An 18,942-nucleotide genomic window follows, 5' to 3' on the forward strand; every position below is an offset into this window, starting at 1 on the left:
AATCTATATGACTCACCTTGATTTTTCTTAATAGAAACTTCTAATTGAATTGACTCCCCCATAAATTCAAAGGTTTCAATTTCTTTCTTAGCACCTTTGGAATTAGTGGAACGCTCTTCAAAACATTTATTGCAATAAGAATTTGACCGGTATTCTAAAAAAGAAACGGGCATTGGTCTTGAACAATATTTACAATGAAAACGGCTCATATCTGAGCCGCTAATTTAAACAATATATTTTGAAGTTTCGCAGTTGTAACCCCTGATTTACAACAACTACTGACTGAACGACCATTTTTTGTGGCGTTAATATTATATTTGTTGGATGCTTCACTAATAGTTAAAACACAAGGTTTTTCATCTTTTTGAAAACAGATAGCATTAGCTGAAAAGTCTTGAAACAGTTGACTTACATCCTTTGGAAATATAAACTCATTTAGTTCCGACTGTATCTCATAGAAGTTGTTATATCTATTTTCGACATCTGGAGCGAGACACTTGTGTATTATATCTTGAATTTTTTTGGGAACAAATACAGGATAAGATGATTTATCGGGGAAAGCACCATCATTAACATCTTTAAAATATCTCTTTATATTAGAATTGAAATCCTTTTTAAGCTCATCTACATTGTCTGGTTTATCCCTAAAAAGGGTTTTAAGTGTTTCAGTATTTATTTGGTAATTGTTGTCAATAGCATCCCTATAAATTGGATAACAAAATATAGAAAAGAGCAACATACCAAACTGATAAATATCGGCTGTTTTGTCTGCTGATTTCTTTTTTAATACTTCTTTAGGTGTAATCGCAGGATAGATATTTGATGCATTTTTGATGATACCGTCTTTAATAAATTTTGCTTGACCAAAATCACCTATAACTAATTTTCTATCATCACCAATAAAAATATTTGATGCTTTTAAATCTAAGTGAACAATATCGAGCATATGTAAATGTATCATCCCTTGAATGATGTCGTGAGAAAAACGAATTGCTTCATCTAAACAAATTGAACGCCCTTGTTTTGCTATTTGTTCCAGATAACCGTTTAAGGAACCATTTCCAAAAAAACTTGATACTATACGGGGTATAACTTCACTATCGTTATGGTCCAGACCTACATAAAAGATAGGTAAAACACGAGGATGAGCAGCCATTGAAACCTTATAAGCTTCTTCAAAATATTTTTCAAAATCGCTTTCTGAAGTAAGGTTTTCATATATAATATCTTTGACAGCAACGTGTCTATTCAATCTTTTGTCGAAAGCAAGATATGAACGAGAGTAAAAACCTTGTTCAGAAAAATCTTCAATATGTTCTATTTCAACTATAGTATTAATCATTATGAAATGCTATTTTTTAATGCGATTACTGATAAAAGAGTGTCTTTAACTACTTCTGTGTCATTTTTATCTATGTCATCAAAACAGTTAGTGATGCCTTCTGTTTCACAAATTTCATCTATACTTTTATCAAATATTTTGGGCGTTTTTATTAAAGCCTGTATTTCATTTTTATAAAAATGTTTATTAAAAACACCGATGTTTCCAGCCAAAGAAAGTAATACACCTTCCAAGTAAAGTTTGAAAATATCTGAATTTTTTGGTCTTGAAAAGAAAGCTGTTCTTTCAGTCTTTTTTACTGCAATACCTTTGATGTTAAATTGTGAAATGAGAGATATAACATTATCTCTATGCCAATTAAGAATTTCAGCTGAATTTTGCTTAAATGAAAATACAGAAGGACTTTTATAAACAAAATTAAAGCCTTCATTTTCTTCATTTATTATAACTATTGCAACCCGACCTAATCCTTTTTGTACACTACAGTTTATGCCTAAATAGTTCATTTATTTTTTTTAATATATTTTTTATGCTTAAAAAGCAGTCTAATTTTATACGTTATACAGCCTCTACTTGTTCTTCAAATGCTTGTTCAATCAATTCCATTATGTAGTCTAAATCACTAAGATTTTCTAATCCTACTTCAACATCACCATTACCCCATCTACCTAAACCAGATACATCTTTACAAATACCTTTCGGGTCTTTAATACGGTCAAATTCAGTGTTCAATGAAAGGCGTAATCTTTTCTTTTGAGGAACTACATCAACGAAATTTGTTTGTGCTTTAAATGCTATGTAGAGCTTTTTAAATTCCACTCTTACCGAAGCATCTAAATTTAAAACTCGTTTTTCAAGATTCTTGTATAATTCTAACATATCACCTTGTAAGTGGTCATAATGTTCAATGTTATAAACCGCTTGTTCTTTGGTAGTTTCAGGCTCTTTGTATAACTCTAATCTTTCATTAGATAAATTAGGCTTTTGCCATACTGTACAGGCTCTTTCAGCTAATTTGGAAGCTCTTTTAAGAATAGCATCTTCATTCCAAGTTGTAGCTTCTCTTACTGAGGCATTCAAAAACAAAGGACTTGTATCAAAACCACCTTCAATAGATTTTTTATCCGCAAATGGTCTATCCGATAATTCTGAATTATATCCGGTTAACGACAGATTACCCAACGAATGCAGATATTTGTCTTTTACTCTTTCCCAATTCTCTCCAAGTTCTTGTTTCCATTGTGGAGATACATTTGGGTTCTGAGGTAAAATGTGTTCTATTGTATAGTTTTCAGCATTAACCAATTCTTTTCGTTTCCAGTTTTCAAGTGATTCCAGTAAATAATTTCTTGACCTGAAATTATAAACATCTTTAACCTGTAATTCCTTGGTAAATTCAGCATCCGAAGGAAAACGCCTGTAACCATCCATTAACAAGAATGCAGCTTTAACTGATTCCAAATAGGTTTCTCTTTTTATTCGTTTGTAAAGAGTAGCAAAAGTTTTATTGAGGCTGTTTGTTGGAATACCGCAAATTGCTCTTCTAAACACATAGTTTGAAACCAAGGATATTATTTCAATAAACTCATCTTTATTTATTTGTTCTTCCTCAAAATCACCATATACAGCCAATAAGAAAGGATATGATGTATCTATTTTAAGCTTTGTTATCTCTTTTAATTTTTTAGCTATATCGGTGTCTTGTTCCTTTAATAATGCTATACGGACATAGAATTTTGAATATCTGTGTAAACTCTTAATTGCATCTTCAATAGATTTAAAACCATTTTTAGAATTTAAGAAGCGTTTATAGGTCTCATAAACAAGATTGATTTTAGGAATTGATGATTCCTTCATTGTAAGGTAATCACGGATAAACCAAGCAAGAGCACCAATATTCTCTCCAAAGCTTTGTTCCATTGGATACCAATACTTTTCATAAAGTACATTTTGCAGCTCTAACGGCTGACCCATCAGAATATAATTACGTATTAAATCGGCTTGTGATAAATCTAAACCTGTTGAGTTTAAACTTTCAAAAATTAGCTGAGGATTGTCTTTGTCTCTTTCAAGTATAACATCAACTATAATCAACTTTTTGATACCGTGATAAATGGCCTGAACATTTTCAGAGTGAAACTTACCTTTAAAGAATTGATAGTTTTCCAATACTCTTTTACTGTATTCTCCATCAATATCAATTTCATCAATGAGTTTTGTAAATGTGGTTTTGTCCTTACGAGTTAAAAGCAACTTAAACTTAGAGTCATCCTTTCTATGTTTATTCACTAAATATGTTTCTTGTATCTCTTCCCAAGTCTCATCTTCTAACGAAACATCTTCGTGTTCCTTCAAGTAATGAATTAAAGCAAGAAGCATTAAAGAAACAGTAGTCAGTCTTTGTTGACCATCTATTACAAGCAATTCAGGCACACTGGTAATTGGAGAGTTACCTGGTTTAAAATAAACTATTGAGCCTATGAAATGAGAAAGCTCTGTAACATCATTACCAACTCTTAAAATATCATCAAATAATTGCTGACATTGCTTTATTTGCCAAGAGTAAGTTCTTTGGTAAATTGGTATTGTAAACTGTTTTTTGCCGTCTAATAAGCTTAATAGTTGTGCTTGTGTTGCTTCCATATATTTTTAAATCTTTATCCTTATAAAAACCAAAGGTTATCTTTTCCAAATTCGGGTATTTCGTTACCGTCAAAGTGTGGTAGCATTTCTGCAACCATTTCAGGGTATTTAATGGTAACTGGTAAATTCTGTTGTCGTACCGATTTCCAATACATTCTACTGAATTGATATACTTGGTCTATGAGTTCTCTAACTGTTTTAAAATCATCAACCAATTCTTTTTGAGTGCAGTAGATTTTTAGTTTTATCGGGAATGGGAAACCATCATAATAATTAAAATTATTATTACTGTAACGAGTATTGTTGAACAATAGAAACTTGTTGTAACCTATATTGATGTATGTTCCACTTAATGGCATTAAATCCTTCCAGTTTAAATCGAATGCCACAATATCAGAGGTTTCTGTTTTATTAATAGATACAATGAATACCGGAATGCTTAATCCTAAACGTTTCAAACCATTTTCAATAGGTTCTAATTCTGCTCTACCCATTGTCTTGTAGAAATGAATTACCAATCGTTTTATTTCAGGATTTAGTGCTGCATACTCTTTTACGGCTCTTATGATAGAACCTGCTAACTCTTTGGTTTGGTCTTGTTGGAAACATTCAAAACGGTTAAATCTTCCGTTATTAGAAAAACTGAATGCACTCCCAATGTATTTAATATCGAAATCAGGGTTTTTAAACGCACCTACACCAATTACTAATTCTTTCTTTATGGTATTATCCAAACGCCAAGGAATACCGTTTAATTTGGCTAATATGGCTATGGCAATGTTGGGTAAGCTAAAGTAATATTTGTCGTTGGTCATTACTTTTTCAGCATCTATCACCTGAGAGGAAATTCCCTTTTTGAGTAATAGTTCTTTCAGTCTGTAATAAATCTTTCTCCTGGACTTATCGGGTGAGTTTTTAGAAAACGGACTGATGTAAATTGCTATGTATTGAATATCGGGTTCAAAATGCTTTTCTGTTACTTTATGGTAGATTTCAGACCAAGGATTTTCTTTATCCTCAAACATTATACTAAATCCCTTTTCTGTATGGTAAGGTGTATGAATGAATTTTGATAAGCCTCCAAATCCTCTTTCCGTACCTTTAAAGAAGCCGTCCATTTTCTTAGCCACTTGATAATCATCTTTATGAAAAATGAAAAAGAAATGAATATTGGAAGTATCGCTAAAATCAAAAGGACCGTGATTTTTCATACCGTTCATTGGAACAATGTCAGTATTGCCTTCTCCAAACAATAACTGATTGCTATTGCTTTTTACTCTCCCCATCTTGATTTCCTCTACTGGAATAAAGCCATTGGAATTGATAGGGATAAGCTTTTTAAATGCTTCGGTATTTAGATAGGTATTATAAAAGAAGTCGATAGCATCCTTGAATTTTTTGTATTTGTTGGACTTATCGGGTGCTTCCGTGGTTTCTCCTAATGCATCACGAGTATTGAAATTCCATACAGGAAATACTTGGTCGTAAGCTCTTTTACCTGCATTTGGCAATTCATCAAACCTATACAGCCCATTATCAAAGATTACCCAATTAAACGCTGTTGGTGAAACGGACTCTTGTAATACTTCTACTGATTGTTTATAGACTTTAGAAATACCTTCAAAGGTTACGAGTAAATCCAGTTGTTTTGTTACTGTCTTGAACTGTACTTTCAGCGAATAGCGGTCGAATAAATTAAATTGTCCTGTTCTATCTGATTTTTTACTTGGTAGCCAAACTTCTGTATCGCTGATAAAATTAGGTTTGACCAAAAAGCCTTGCCCTTTGAAATATTCGTGTATTAAGTAATTGTAATACCGTTTTAATATGGAAACCGATAAAGCCGAATTATGCACAAAGTATGAGCGTTCTTCTCCGTTTTCATCATCTTTAACCTCATAGCGTGGATTTACTGCTTTGGTAACTGGATAAAAACCTTCTACTTCTTTTGTGAATGATGTGCAATAATGCTCCTGTTCCCCAAACTTCTCAATAACCTCATCAGGTACTAATCTATGATTTATCCTTGATAGGGTTTCATCTTCTACGTTAGTAAAGTAGAGTGTTAGTTCTTCCTGCGGATGGTTAAAGGTTAGGATGTTGAAACAGTGATTTTGCATAATGGTATAAGGCTTTTATTTATTCACATTCGAGCTGTTTTGATTGTTTTGTTGATTCCATATTTTATCGAATACGAAGTCTAAATATTGACGCTTAAAGTCAGGGTCATCAGTAAATTTCTTGTACAAGACTGTATACTGAAATATCACATCTTGCATTAAATCTTCAACTTTCTTATCGGAAGTAATTTTTGCATTTTGTTTATCACTATTCTTTACTGCATTAACTGTATCCTCATCACGAGCAAAGTCTGCTGGTAATTGCTCAAACAAAAAGTTTTTCACCTTATCATCATCTGTCCAATTATCAATACCAAACTTTGTATTAAAGTCGTTTATAATAGCATCTAATTCATTAAATCCAAGTTCACCCTTTTTACCTTTCATTACAGGCGGTGTAGGGTCTAATTCCTCTTCTCCCTTTAATTTAATATCTTCTTGGGTGGTACGAGTAAGTCTATAACTATCTAAATCTATTGCTTCTAAAATTCCCTTAGCTAAATCTTCAATTTCTTCAGGTTTTATTTTGGGTATCAAAAATTTTAAAAACCAATATAATCGTTCCCAATAGGCATTATTAAATGATAACAACTTTGAGAGAAAAGCATAGGTTCTAAAAAAGGATTTTGCTTTTACATAAAAATCAATTTGAGCATCTTCTCCCAATTGATTTTTAAACTCTGCAACGCACTTATCAATAATAGGGTCTAATTCTTGTCTGTCGGCTTCTTTAAAGTATAAATCTGTAAAATTCACAACATCATCTTGAGAGTACACTTGTGCATTATCTAAAGCATCTTGCAAATCGTTTAGCTTATTGGCATCTGTTTCTTCACTAAGTACTGTTGTAGTATAAAATGGCTCAAAAGCTTTTTTAATATCTTCTGTAGTGTTAAAAAAGTCCATTACAAAAGTATCTTCCTTATAAGGCTTGTAGGCTCTGTTTAATCTTGATAAGGTTTGAACGGCTTGTACATCTGCTAATTTTTTATCTACATACATTGTATGTAATAAAGGTTGGTCAAAACCTGTTTGAAATTTATTGGCTACTATTAAAAAGCGGTATTCTTTTTTCTTGAACTCGTTTGGTATATCATTACTTGGAAATCCATTTAATTTGGCTTCGTCCATTTCTACACCATCTATTTCTTTAGTACCTGAAAATGCTACTATTGCTTTGTATGGTGAATTAATTTCTTTTAGATATTCCTTAAACGCTTGATAGTAGAGGATGGCATTTTTTATACTTTTACAAACGACCATAGCTTTAGCCTGACCATTTATTTGCCTTCTAATATCGGAATGGAAATGGTCTAACATAATTTTAGACTTTTCCATTATAGAAAATGGGTGGCTTTCTACATAGGCCCTTAATTTTTTATTGGCCTGTCGTGTTTCAAACTCTGGATTATCTTCTACCGCTTTATCTAATTTGTAGTAAGATTGGTATGTCGTATAGTTTTTAAGCACATCAAGAATAAACTCTTCCTCAATAGCTTGTTTCATTGTATAATTATCAAAAGCCTTAAATTTTCCTTCTGTATTTTGTGTACCAAAAGTTTCCAAGGTTTTGTTTTTGGGTGTGGCTGTAAACGCAAAATAGCTGCCGTTTTTTAGCATTTTACGGTTTTCTATCAATTCGTTGATAAGGTCTTCAGAAGTTGGTGGTTCTTGTTCTTCACCGTAAGGGATTTCTTTTTCTGATAGCACCCAATTCATTTTACTTGCGGTTTCACCACTTTGGCTGCTATGAGCTTCATCAATAATAATCGCAAACTTTTTAGCTTGTAGGGTTCCTATTTCATCCATAATGAAAGGGAATTTTTGAACCGTTGTTACGATGATTTTTTTACCATCTTCTAAAGCCTGTTTTAATTGACGGCTTCCTTTGTCTATGGCTTCAACTACGCTACTAACCTGAGCAAATTGTTTGATATTGTCTCTAATTTGTTTATCTAAAACCCTACGGTCTGTAACCACAATAACACTATCAAATACCGTTTCTGTATTCGTGGTATCGTGCAAGCTCACTAATTGGTGGGCTAACCAAGTAATAGAATTGGATTTACCAGAACCTGCTGAATGTTGTATTAGGTATTTTTGCCCAACACCATTTTCTTTGGCGTGATGCAATAATTTTTTAACTGCTCTTAACTGGTGGTATCTTGGGAAAATTAATTTGCGTTTTACCTTTCCTGTATCTTCATCTTTTTCTTCTACGATTTGAGCATAATTTTCTAAGATGTTACTAAAACTGTCTTTTGTTAGAATATCTTTCCAGAGGTAATCTGTTTTTAAACCTTGCTCGTTTACAGGGTTTCCTGCTCCGTCATTGTTTCCTTTATTGAATGGCAAAAAGAATGTTTTGGTACTGTTTAGGTGCGTGGTCATATACACCAAATCTGCATCTACTGCAAAGTGAACCATACATCTACCAAATGCGAATAAAGGTTCTTTAGGGTCTCTATCTGTTTGGTATTGGCGAATGGCATTTTTTACATTTTGACCTGTCCATTGGTTCTTTAACTCAAAAGTACTTACAGGCAAGCCGTTTATAAATATCACCATATCTAAAGAGTTGCTATTTTCTTTACTGTAATAGAGTTGCCTCGTTACAGAAAAGATATTGCCGTTGTAAAGCTTTTGAGCCTTCTCGTTTAAGTGTGAGGTTGGTTTTTTATAGTAGAGTTGTACTCTTAAATCCAAATCTTTAATACCATTGCGAAGTATTTCTATAATGCCTTTTTGACGAATTTGGTCTGTCAATCGCTTTATAAACTTATGTTCCCCTCTTTTTAGGATGGTTTCATAGGCATTGGGTTGAGTGTCTGCTAAAAATTGAAACAACAATTTTTTATTAATGCAAAGGTTTCTATCGTAATCTGCACTATAACTTGGTTTATATCCATTATGGTCTATCAAATGTTTTTCTATGATAGTTTCTAAGCCTTTTTCTGATGTATCGGATGTATGCATAAATAGCGATTTCTTGTTGTACTGATTAATCGTCTTTTGATTTCTTTCCTTTTTTTAATCCCTTTACCATTTTATCAAAATCAGATTCTATTTTTTGGGTTTTGTTAAACTTGTCGTATTCTGAATAGGCTTTGTTTTCGGCTTGCTTCTTTGATTTCTTCCCTAAGCCTTCCAACACTTTATATTCGTTAAATGCTAAGAACTTATTGACACTTAATGCCAATTGCTCCATAGTAAAGGTGTTTTCTCTTTCTATTAAGCCTTCTATGTAATCAAAATACCCTGTTACGGTACGCTCCAATTGTTTGATTTCTTTTTCTTGCAGGTAATTTTTTGCAATACTTGTGTCAGATTTTAAGATTCTACCATCAGGTGCATTTTTCCAAGTGGTTAAACCCATATTTTCTTTATTACTGTCGGCTTTTAAATAAATAATTTCGGCTGCTGTTTTGCCAGTAATGGCAAAGTGAAATTTATTTTGAACCGTAGCATAGAATTTTTTCGTGATGGGCGATTGTGGGTCGTAATCAATACTACATTCGGCAAAAATATCGGTTACTTGTTGGTATATTCTGCGTTCGCTGGCACGTATGGAACGAACACGCTCCAATAACTCCCTGAAATAATCTTTACCAAAAACAGTTTTACCTTGTTTTAGGCGTTCATCATCTATGGCAAAACCTTTAATTATGTATTCCTTTAAGGTTTTGGTAGCCCAAATACGAAATTGTGTTGCCTTGGTAGAATTAACCCTGTATCCTACAGAAATGATAGCATCAAGGTTATAAAACTCAATATTCCGTTTTACCTCTCTTTCTCCCTCTTTTTGAACTTGTGCATATTTTGCACTTGTTGCGTTTTTTTCTAACTCACCTTCTATATAAATATTTTTAAGGTGCTTGGTTACTACGGTTCTATCTACTCCAAATAAATCGGCTATTTTCTGTTGCGTTAACCAAACGGTTTCATTTTGAACGTATATTTCGATACGTACCTCACCACTCGGTGCGGTGTATAAAATAAACTCGCTTAGTTCATCACTTGGTTTTATGGGCTTATTACTTGACATATTTTTAATCGATTTCGTGTTTATCGAATTGGGAATTTCCCTCAATTACTAATTCTTCCGTTTCTTTTAAATCATCATTCAAATCCTTATTGATGATTTCAATTTGACCTAAAACACAAGTTTCAATTAAAGAGTCTTTATATTCCTTAATTAAACCTCTTTTTCTATCTATTTTTCCAAATAACATTTCATACCTCTTCATTAAAAGGTTCAATTGTTTCAGTTTATTATCAATGAAATTTACAATCGCATCCTGCTCTTCTTTTGGAGGAACAATAGAAGGTATGCAGTAAAACTTGTCAGGGTATAATCTTAGCCTACTATCAATAATACCAGTCGATGTACGCTTAAATTCAGCTTTATATTTTTCAGTTTTATATAGATAGTGGTAATATTTAGGATTGAATTCAATTGAGTTATTCAATTTGAAAACACAATATGCCGGACTAACAATTCCATTGAATTTTGAAATACCTAAACTTCCGTTCCAAGCAAGCATAATATTCATAACCAAATTACCTTCCCGAACGATTTTATAGCCCTCTAATGAGGAAGCATTAGTAAGGTTGTCTTTTTCTTCATCTACTGATTCTCTTTTTGGACGGATACCTGTGTATTGCGAAACAGACAATAATTCTTCTAATCCAGTTTCGCTCTTATCATTTAATTCCTCAAAAATGAAACGAGTTTTTCTAACAGACCAATGAGAGGGAATTTCACCTAACCAATCATACTTTGTAGTTTTATATGCTTTATATTTTCTCATTACCTATATGTTTATTATTTTTTCTAAATGGTCTGCTGAAAGTTTTTCTAAAGTGAGGATTTCATCTACTAAAAGGTTTAAATCTTTTGGTTTCTTTTCCTGATGAAAATACTTGAGAAAACTAATTTTATAACCAATTTTAGTTGCTTTTTCATCAACTACTGCTTTAGGTTGGTATGGAAGTATGTCATTTTTCATAAACTCTGTTACATCTTCATTTAAAGCCAAATACTCAACACTTTTTGTTTCCTTATCTAATTTTAAATTCCCTTTTTTATCGGAAATAGGTTTACCATTATCATCTTCTAAATAATTGTAAAATGTTATCTCTTGATGTCCAAAATCATCTTTATTTATAATCTTGGTAACTTCATTATTCTCGTAATTAAAATATTCCTTTATTATAAATTGTATATGTTCCTCTAAAAGCTCATAACGCTTTTTTCCTAATGGTTTAATTAACTTAGAATATAAATGTTGAGCATTTATAAGTTGTATTTTATTTTGGCGGTGTTCTTCTTTCTTATTTGACAGTAGCAATAAATATGTATTTTGGTCTGTGTTGTAAAAAAGAGATTCTGGTAATGCTATCACTGCATCAATTAAATCCCTTTCTATTATATCTTTTCTAATTTCACTCTCACCTCTACCTGCATCACCAGTAAATAAAGCAGAACCATTATGAATAGTAGCTATTTTACTACCTAAAGGTGTACCTGTCTTTAATTTAGAAATCATATTCATCAAAAAAAGAAGTTGACCATCTGATTGACGTGGAACTCCTACAGAAAAACGAGGGTCTATAATGTCTTTTTTGTCGAGAATAGCGTCTTTATCTACCTTCCACGTTTTACCATAAGGCGGATTACTAAGCATAAAGTCGAACTGTAGATTTGGAAAACCATCTTTACTTAATGTAGAACCAAAAGCTATTTTTTCTGGGTCTTCATCTTTGATGAGCATATCCGCCTTACATATAGCATAAGTCTCAGGACTAACCTCTTGACCGTATAAATGAAAAGTAGCTTTAGAATTTATCTCCTTCGCAAATTTCTCAGCCTCTGTAAGCATACCACCCGAACCACAAGCAGGGTCATAAATTAAATATGTACCGTCCTTAATTTTTCCTTTTAAAGGCTCAAAAATTAAGTGGGTCATTAGCTTTATAATTTCTCTTGGCGTAAAGTGTTCTCCTGCTTCTTCATTGTTTTCTTCATTGAACTTTCGTATCAGTTCTTCAAACACATACCCCATACCCAAATTGGTTAAACCTTCTATTACGATGTTACCATCTTTGTCTGTTATTGGGTTAGGACTAAGATTAATGGTACTGGAACAAAATTTTTCAATTAAAGGAAAGGTAATATTGCCTTCTTCTAATGTTTCTAATTGATTGCGAAGTTTGAACTTGCTAATAATATCCTGCACATTACTACTAAAGCCATCTAAGTAGGTTTCTAAATTCTGACGGATATTACCTGGTTCGTTTAATAATCTCTTAAACGTATAGTTAGAAGTATTGTAAAACACATAACCGCTTGTTTTACGAAGTTGAGCAGATTGGTTGTCAATCTTCATTTCGTTTAGCTTTTGGTGCATTTCCAGTACTTTGTCTTTAGTAGGCTCCAGAATAGCATCTAACCTTCTTAATACCGTAAATGGTAGAATTATATCTCTGTATTTACCCCTTGTATATACATCACGTAAAACGTCATCTGCAATACTCCAAATGAAATTTACGATAGCGTTATGTTGTGTTTGTGTCATTCTTATTGATTGTTTGAAAACTTATTTTTAATGTCTTTTTCTGCCATTTTTAAGGCTTGCAATGCTTGTTGTTCATCTGTGGTTATTTCTAAAATTTGGTCTGCTAACCACAACGCTAATAATTCCTGTTCATCTACCTTTAACAACTCCGCTATTTTAAGCACTTGTTCCCGTTTAGCTCTGCGTTCTCCACGTTCAATCTTGCTAAACATAGGTGTGTCAATTTCTAACTGTGCCGAGAGTTGCCGTTGTAATAAACCTTGGCTTTCTCTCAACTCTTTAATGCGATTACCTAATTTCATCTGATGATGTCTATTAATTTTTCAATGGTCAGATGGAATGCCTTTTTCTTAAAAACTATTGATTTTACTACAACAGTTGGACATTTCACGCCTTTTATATTTTGACTTGTCAAATTTTGTCCAATGTAAGAATAATTTGTGAAAAAAGAATAAGGAAAACCGTAAAAAGGGAAAATAAAACAAACAATCTTAACCTACTTATAATCTGTTCATTGAATTAAGGACTTTAAGGAAACCGAGGAAACTAAGGATGATTAATCCTTGATTTCCTCAACATCCTCATTTTCCTCAATAGATAGGTTTATATAGTTGTCCTGTTGCTCACGGTGAATGAGGTTGGACTTTATAAAACCAGTGATATAGCCTTCGGCTGTTTTTGCAGGAATGTTTAGTTTTTTGGCTACTTCCAAATACTTCTGACGGTTAAAGTTCCTTGGTAAAGCGTATAGGAATTTCTCTTTACGGTTCATTCGGGTAGGTTTGGTTTCTTCTTGTGGAAGCTCACCAAATACTTTACTGGAATGTTTTACCAATACTTTAATCATAGCCAATGCAGTTTGAAAATCTCTTTCCTCACAAATGAGTTTATTTGAAGTATCTCCAGTTTCTAATATCCTTAACGCTGAAAAGAGCATACAGAAACGGAATGCAATTAGCCCTAATCTTCTAATGGTAGCCATATAGTCCATCCCTTGTAGATTGAGGTATTTTACTTGTATCTCACTAAAGAACTGATTGAATTGCTCTTGTTGGTCTGCGGTTAAGTAAAACTGAAAATCACCATTGCTTTTGAGTAACTTATACAGTTCGTAGAACTGGTTGCCTAAATTCTCAAAGTAATCATCTAATCCGTTATCAGTAGTGCTTGCAAATACGTTTTTCCAAACAGGCTTAACATTCATAAAGTAGAATATAAAGCGGCTGAACAAGCCGTTTTCTGCACTTGGTATTAAAGCCGAAACTTGTTTTGGCGTACCTGAAAGGACGGTTGAAAGACAAGGACTTTCAATATCTACAAACTCACGGTCGGTTCTGCGGTAATAGGAAATAGTTTCGTGGTGGAATGCTTTTCTGAAACCATCACTATAATTTCCGTAATCGCTTTTAAAGGCGTGTGCCAAAGTATCTCCTTCGGTTTCAAAAATCAACCCTTTACCATCACTATCACCCAATAATTGGTATGCACCTGTAGAACTATTGTTTGCAGGAATAAAGAGCATTTTTTCAGGTGGTTTGGCTGGTTTTTCAACCCCTTCAACTTTGCCTTTATTAGCGTTATACTCCGCCATTTCTAATTCAAAATGTTGCTTGTGCAATTTGGCTTCTTCTCGTAATTCCTTGTGAATAGGATTTACCAATTGACGACAATGCACCAAACGCCCTTTACCTGCGGATGCTTGTGCTGTAATGAATAGAAATAGATTGGAGAATACTTTCTTACCGTCATAAATACCGTATAGTTTTGGGAAACACGCACTAATAGCCACTAATGAGCCTAAGAGTAAAATATCTCTTTCTTCGTCTGATGTAGCTACATCAACCACTTGTTGTAAGTATTCGGGAAGCTCAGGATATAAGGATTTAGGGAATGTTGGCATTACTTCCTTAATCGGTTCTTCTTCCTGGTATTCTTGTACTGGTGTAGCCTTTGATGATTTGTGATTGCTACTTTTAGCGTTATATTGTTCATTGAATTGTGTTACAATTGAAACGCCTGCTTGCTTGGCAAGAAAGAAAAAGGTTTTCAATGAAACACCTTGACCTTTTGACTTTAGGCAATTATCAAATTGCTTATCACATTCTTTAGTGTTGTAACCTGAATAATATTGGCTTACTCTATGGAATAGGCTTCTTCCAGACTCTCCAAATTCATCAGCAAAAGCGAAACCGATATTTATCCAATCGTTGTAATTGGGAGCAATATCAATATGATTAGCTTCTATATTCTGAATGACTTTTTCAACTTCTGAATTATCGTCTGTAACTGGTTGGTAGTTCTGTTCCGTATGTTGCTGTTGTTGGTTTGAATTATCCATCCATTCCAACGGATTAAATGTTTTCTTTTCCATTATCTATAAATATTTTGGATTGATAAATACATTGGGGTCGTGAGGTAAAAAACAGGCTCTTGAAATGTCTTTACCTGAACCATCTACTTCCAAGCTGTATGTATGTTGGATGTAATTGGCAACCGCCTTGAAATTATCTTGATGTTTGACTTTGGTTAATTCAATTGGAATAACCCATTTTAACCCATCACCCGAAGGGGATGTAAAAAGAAGCTCGGTTTCAAAATATTCATCTTTAAGAAGTTCTTCTTTTAGTGTGGAAATATTACTGATGTGGTCAAAGTCAATCGTTAGAAGTCCTGAATGCTTTTTGAGGTTTTTATCATTTCGTTTTGAAAACGCACCTGAGAAGGTGACATAATCGAAATTAAACGCCTTGTATTTTCGGGCTTCCTTTACATCTTGAATATTGCGAAGTGTACTTGTACACGTAGCAAATTCATTGCCTTGGATGAGGTTGTAAACTTCTATCAAGGTTATCTCTTTTGTAGGTGCTACATTGGTAACAGGCTTTTTGTAATAGCTGAATACTGGTGGTTTTGGTTTTATAATTTCGGGTTCAGGTTCTGTAAATATTACTTCCTCCTGATTGTAAAAACCGTTTTTCTGACCAATACGCAAATGCAATTCTTCATTTAGCTTATCCAGTAATTCCTGACCAGAAAGCTTAAAATGTAGTGCTGCAAAATCAAATACATTGCCGTCTGCAATAGCTTCTTCGCTATCGGTATGCACCGCACAATTATCTACTACCTTAACCCATAATGTAGGCTTGCCTGCATTAAATGGGTTTTTAGTGGGTTTGCAGTCCCTTCCCGAAAGGGAAAGAACTGTTTCGCCCGGATAGTACTGTCTTAACACATAGGCATAAATATTTAGGCCGTAATGTGTTTTGCTTAATATGGCTTCTCTATTTACGTCCATCACACTTGAAGTTTGGGTTGTAATAGTTAGCCTGTAAAAGCTCCTCAATATCGGCTACCTTGTAGTAAAACTTCCCGCTTATTTTACTATATGGAATTGTGCCGTTGGTTCGGAATGTTTGCAAAGTGCGTGGACTAATGTGTAGCATCTGCATAACATCCTGATTGTCTACCCACGCATTTTTAAGGTATTCAACCTTTGTTGCATTAAGCAATTCAATACGTGTTCTTAGGTCTCTAACTTCCTGAGAGAGTGCCACCAATAAATCGATTATTTCAGTCATAGCTTTACCCTCCCTTTTTTGATTAGATAATCAGCTGCTCTCTGTTCGATTTCATCAGTAGTGGCATTGCGGTTACGCAATAGCCATTGGTCTAATTCCTCACGGTTGAAATAGAGTTTTTTACCGTTGGGTTTGTAATGTGGAATGCTTCCCGCACTTGTGAGTTTATACAAGTGAGATTGCGATAATTCCAAGTACTGACAAGCTTCGTTGAAGTTGAGTACATTCTTTAGTATTAGATTTTGGTCTAATACGTGTTTCTCGATAATTTCAAGTCTTTTTAAAATCTCTTCCATCTTAATATGGGTTTGAAAATTTGTAAAAGACTTCAGGCCTAAAGTCATATTCGATGTCCGAATACAGTGCTAAAGTAGATTGACTTTAAGGCTGTTATGGGGTGCAGAAACAAGGTGCAGTGTAGAGTGCAGAGTGCAGAGTGGGAAAACAAAAGCAAAAACCCTTATTGGATTAGAATAAGGGCTAAATAAAAACTGAAAAAGAATAGGAAGTGTAAAGTGCAGAGCAACCTATTTTAATAGGTTTACGGCATTATCTATTTTATCACCTGTAAGATTTGGGCGTTTTAATGACCTGAATTTTGAACGGTCGAACGGTTCTCCGTTTTCATCAACAAAACAATTGCAAGTCACTTGCCATTGCTTTTGCTTTAAATCTTCAACCAGTTGTAAATCTTTGTGAATGCGTTTTACGAAGTAAAAAAGCTCACTGATATTTCCTGTCCAAGTAATAGGTGTATTAATTTCTGTTCCTGAGAATACTTTTTTGAAAGTTGCCAATGGAGTATCAGCACTAATAAAATTGTTGAGCTTTAAGCTATCCCATAAATCAATAAGTTTATCAGGAGCGGTGTTGTACTGTTTGTAAGTGAAAGAATTGAATGGAATGGTTTTGTCCGTTGTTTTTGGTTGAGGCTTCCTTACTGGTACGGGAGTAACCTCTATAACTTGTAGTTTCCTGATGTGAATTTGTTCGGGAATAGGTTCATTTAATAATTGGGTGTAGAAGTCCTCCATAATAAACACATCATCAACCCAATCTTTAAAAGCCTCCTGAATTTCTAAATACAGCTGCATATAGCCAAGTTTGAGCAACTGCATAATATAGGTGTTTGCTTTATGTACCTGGTCTAACTGATGCGAGGTGTTTTTTGGATTTATGTACGCAAGTGCATAATCCTTTTTCTTTAAAAGTTCTCCAAGGTCTTTCAAGCGTGTTTTTAGTCTCTTATTGAGGGTGTCATTAAGATAGTAGCGGATTAGGTTCTCGTTTCTATCTTCATCAATGGTTTGGTATATCGTATCGAAATCAGATTTAACGGTATTCAGAATAAGCCTTGAATAGTATTTGGTTTTATTGTCAAATGGTCTGAAAAATTCAATTTCAAACTGTAAAGGCTGTTGAGGTGTGTATTCCTTTAAACTTCTGAATTTTGAAGCAAATACATCATCCATACTATTTTGAGCAAGCCAAGGTCTTAACTCATAATCAAGGATTTTATCTAAGGTGTTGTTTTGCTTACTCATAAATCCAGTTTAATTCTGTTAGCGGCTTCTTTCTTTTGTTGGTCGATTACCTTAGCATAAATCTGAGTGGTTTTCAATTCTCTATGACCAAGTAATTTTGAAACCGTGTAAATGTCTGTTCCTGCGGAAAGCTGTAGTGTAGCGTAGGTGTGTCTTGCACAATGGAAGGTTATTGTCTTAGAAATTCCTGCTCTCATCATCCATTGCTGCAACTTTAAGTTGTGCCAAGCTGAATAACGTAATCCTTTAAATACTCTTTCGTCCTTATCCTGACGTTCACCGAGCAAGCCGAAGGCTTGTTCTGAAATAGGAAGGGTTTCCGCTCCTTTGGTTTTCTTTTGTCTGAAACGGATATAGTAACCCATTTCATTTGAATGCTGAACTTCTGACCAAAGCAACTTATTTACATCTGACCAACGCAATCCGGTAAGACAAGAAAATATAAATGCTGTTTTCATTAGTGGAATTTCACATTCCGCTTGTACCGCAGCTTGCAATTCTTCAAGCGTTAGAAACTCTCGCTGAGGTTCTCCTTGTTTGAATGCATCTACACCTTCAGAAGGATTGGTTGGAATGATACCATCTTTAACAGCTTGTTTTAATGCAGCTCTTAATTTGTTGAAATAGGAGTACTTTGAATTTTGAGATAAGTTCTGGTTACTCTTTGTTTTGGCATCTTTATCAAGATATTCTTTAAAGCCCTGGACAAACTTTCTATCAACTTCCGCAAAGGTGATGTCCATAGGAATATAGGATTGCAAATGCTTTAGCATACTATCCCAATTTCCGTAATTACCTGAACTGTCTTTTCGCTTATCGGTAAGAAGCTGAACGTAGTTGGTAAAACTGGCTTTTAATTTCTCATTGTCACGGAAGCCATAAACACCGTTTTGGATTTCGATTTGTCGCTGTGCTCTGATTGTCTCAGCTAATTGAAGCGTTTTTTTATTGACTTCCTTTTCATCCTTGGTTTTGGCATTAGGGTCTAAATAGAGTTTTAAATACTCTGTTTTACGTTTGCCTTTGTGGTAGTAGTCCAAGTATAAACTGGTCTTACCACCTTGATTGCGTTTTCTTAGTGTAACCTTCATATCTCAAAAAAATTTGCAGTTGTTTCTGTAACAGCAAACTTGTTGT

The 18,942-nt window shown here is 33.8% G+C and carries 15 protein-coding genes; all 15 read right to left on the reverse strand.

The window, feature by feature from the left end; translation table 11 throughout:
- Positions 1 to 205: 205 nt before the first annotated feature.
- Positions 206 to 1,342: a protein kinase gene (locus tag ABI125_10640; protein ID XCF05179.1), complete on the reverse strand. Its 1,137-nt coding sequence runs from the start codon at positions 1,340 to 1,342 to the stop codon at positions 206 to 208.
- Complete coding sequence (locus ABI125_10645) at positions 1,342 to 1,848, reverse strand: hypothetical protein (GenBank protein XCF05180.1); 507 nt, start codon at positions 1,846 to 1,848, stop codon at positions 1,342 to 1,344. The genes ABI125_10640 and ABI125_10645 overlap by 1 nt, the downstream gene beginning before the upstream one ends.
- 52 nt (positions 1,849 to 1,900) lie before the next feature.
- Entirely contained in the window at positions 1,901 to 3,985 is a 2,085-nt protein-coding gene (locus ABI125_10650) for a DUF262 and DUF1524 domain-containing protein (GenBank protein ID XCF05181.1), read from the reverse strand.
- 20 nt (positions 3,986 to 4,005) lie between these two features.
- A complete protein-coding gene (locus ABI125_10655; protein XCF05182.1) occupies positions 4,006 to 6,105 on the reverse strand; it encodes a Piwi domain-containing protein in 2,100 nt (699 codons plus the stop codon).
- Between the two features lie 15 nt (positions 6,106 to 6,120).
- On the reverse strand, positions 6,121 to 9,081 hold the full coding sequence (locus tag ABI125_10660; GenBank protein XCF05183.1) for a type I restriction endonuclease: 2,961 nt from the start codon (positions 9,079 to 9,081) through the stop codon (positions 6,121 to 6,123).
- A gap of 25 nt (positions 9,082 to 9,106) precedes the next feature.
- Positions 9,107 to 10,150: a virulence RhuM family protein gene (locus ABI125_10665; GenBank protein ID XCF05184.1), complete on the reverse strand. Its 1,044-nt coding sequence runs from the start codon at positions 10,148 to 10,150 to the stop codon at positions 9,107 to 9,109.
- 4 nt (positions 10,151 to 10,154) lie between these two features.
- Positions 10,155 to 10,916: a hypothetical protein gene (locus ABI125_10670; GenBank protein ID XCF05185.1), complete on the reverse strand. Its 762-nt coding sequence runs from the start codon at positions 10,914 to 10,916 to the stop codon at positions 10,155 to 10,157.
- 3 nt (positions 10,917 to 10,919) lie between these two features.
- Complete coding sequence (locus ABI125_10675) at positions 10,920 to 12,683, reverse strand: class I SAM-dependent DNA methyltransferase (GenBank protein XCF05186.1); 1,764 nt, start codon at positions 12,681 to 12,683, stop codon at positions 10,920 to 10,922.
- A 2-nt stretch (positions 12,684 to 12,685) separates the two neighbouring features.
- Complete coding sequence (locus ABI125_10680; protein ID XCF05187.1) at positions 12,686 to 12,985, reverse strand: helix-turn-helix transcriptional regulator; 300 nt, start codon at positions 12,983 to 12,985, stop codon at positions 12,686 to 12,688.
- Positions 12,986 to 13,239: 254 nt separating this feature from the next.
- The gene (locus ABI125_10685; GenBank protein ID XCF05188.1) at positions 13,240 to 15,054 is read right to left on the reverse strand and encodes a DUF3987 domain-containing protein; all 1,815 of its coding nucleotides are present in this window, start codon (positions 15,052 to 15,054) and stop codon (positions 13,240 to 13,242) included.
- A gap of 3 nt (positions 15,055 to 15,057) precedes the next feature.
- Positions 15,058 to 15,978 (reverse strand): BT4734/BF3469 family protein, encoded by a 921-nt coding sequence (locus ABI125_10690; protein ID XCF05189.1) that lies wholly within the window; start codon positions 15,976 to 15,978, stop codon positions 15,058 to 15,060.
- A complete protein-coding gene (locus tag ABI125_10695; protein ID XCF05190.1) occupies positions 15,965 to 16,261 on the reverse strand; it encodes a helix-turn-helix domain-containing protein in 297 nt (98 codons plus the stop codon). Before ABI125_10695 ends, ABI125_10690 begins: the two co-directional genes overlap by 14 nt.
- A complete protein-coding gene (locus tag ABI125_10700; GenBank protein XCF05191.1) occupies positions 16,258 to 16,557 on the reverse strand; it encodes a helix-turn-helix domain-containing protein in 300 nt (99 codons plus the stop codon). The genes ABI125_10695 and ABI125_10700 overlap by 4 nt, the downstream gene beginning before the upstream one ends.
- Before the next feature lie 231 nt (positions 16,558 to 16,788).
- Positions 16,789 to 17,805 (reverse strand): DUF6617 family protein, encoded by a 1,017-nt coding sequence (locus tag ABI125_10705; protein XCF05192.1) that lies wholly within the window; start codon positions 17,803 to 17,805, stop codon positions 16,789 to 16,791.
- Complete coding sequence (locus ABI125_10710; GenBank protein XCF05193.1) at positions 17,802 to 18,845, reverse strand: site-specific integrase; 1,044 nt, start codon at positions 18,843 to 18,845, stop codon at positions 17,802 to 17,804. Before ABI125_10710 ends, ABI125_10705 begins: the two co-directional genes overlap by 4 nt.
- Positions 18,846 to 18,942: the final 97 nt, after the last annotated feature.

The sequence above is a fragment of the Tamlana crocina genome (genome assembly GCA_040429635.1).
GTDB lineage: Bacteria > Bacteroidota > Bacteroidia > Flavobacteriales > Flavobacteriaceae > Flavisericum > Flavisericum crocinum.

What these genes read in the sequence shown, in the direction of transcription:
- ABI125_10640 (XCF05179.1), bottom strand. Translation starts at nt 1,342, where the DNA reads ATGATTAATACTATAGTTGAAATAGAACATATTGAAGATTTTTCTGAA.
- ABI125_10645 (XCF05180.1), bottom strand. Translation starts at nt 1,848, where the DNA reads ATGAACTATTTAGGCATAAACTGTAGTGTACAAAAAGGATTAGGTCGG.
- ABI125_10650 (XCF05181.1), bottom strand. Translation starts at nt 3,985, where the DNA reads ATGGAAGCAACACAAGCACAACTATTAAGCTTATTAGACGGCAAAAAA.
- ABI125_10655 (XCF05182.1), bottom strand. Translation starts at nt 6,105, where the DNA reads ATGCAAAATCACTGTTTCAACATCCTAACCTTTAACCATCCGCAGGAA.
- ABI125_10660 (XCF05183.1), bottom strand. Translation starts at nt 9,081, where the DNA reads ATGCATACATCCGATACATCAGAAAAAGGCTTAGAAACTATCATAGAA.
- ABI125_10665 (XCF05184.1), bottom strand. Translation starts at nt 10,150, where the DNA reads ATGTCAAGTAATAAGCCCATAAAACCAAGTGATGAACTAAGCGAGTTT.
- ABI125_10670 (XCF05185.1), bottom strand. Translation starts at nt 10,916, where the DNA reads ATGAGAAAATATAAAGCATATAAAACTACAAAGTATGATTGGTTAGGT.
- ABI125_10675 (XCF05186.1), bottom strand. Translation starts at nt 12,683, where the DNA reads ATGACACAAACACAACATAACGCTATCGTAAATTTCATTTGGAGTATT.
- ABI125_10680 (XCF05187.1), bottom strand. Translation starts at nt 12,985, where the DNA reads ATGAAATTAGGTAATCGCATTAAAGAGTTGAGAGAAAGCCAAGGTTTA.
- ABI125_10685 (XCF05188.1), bottom strand. Translation starts at nt 15,054, where the DNA reads ATGGAAAAGAAAACATTTAATCCGTTGGAATGGATGGATAATTCAAAC.
- ABI125_10690 (XCF05189.1), bottom strand. Translation starts at nt 15,978, where the DNA reads ATGGACGTAAATAGAGAAGCCATATTAAGCAAAACACATTACGGCCTA.
- ABI125_10695 (XCF05190.1), bottom strand. Translation starts at nt 16,261, where the DNA reads ATGACTGAAATAATCGATTTATTGGTGGCACTCTCTCAGGAAGTTAGA.
- ABI125_10700 (XCF05191.1), bottom strand. Translation starts at nt 16,557, where the DNA reads ATGGAAGAGATTTTAAAAAGACTTGAAATTATCGAGAAACACGTATTA.
- ABI125_10705 (XCF05192.1), bottom strand. Translation starts at nt 17,805, where the DNA reads ATGAGTAAGCAAAACAACACCTTAGATAAAATCCTTGATTATGAGTTA.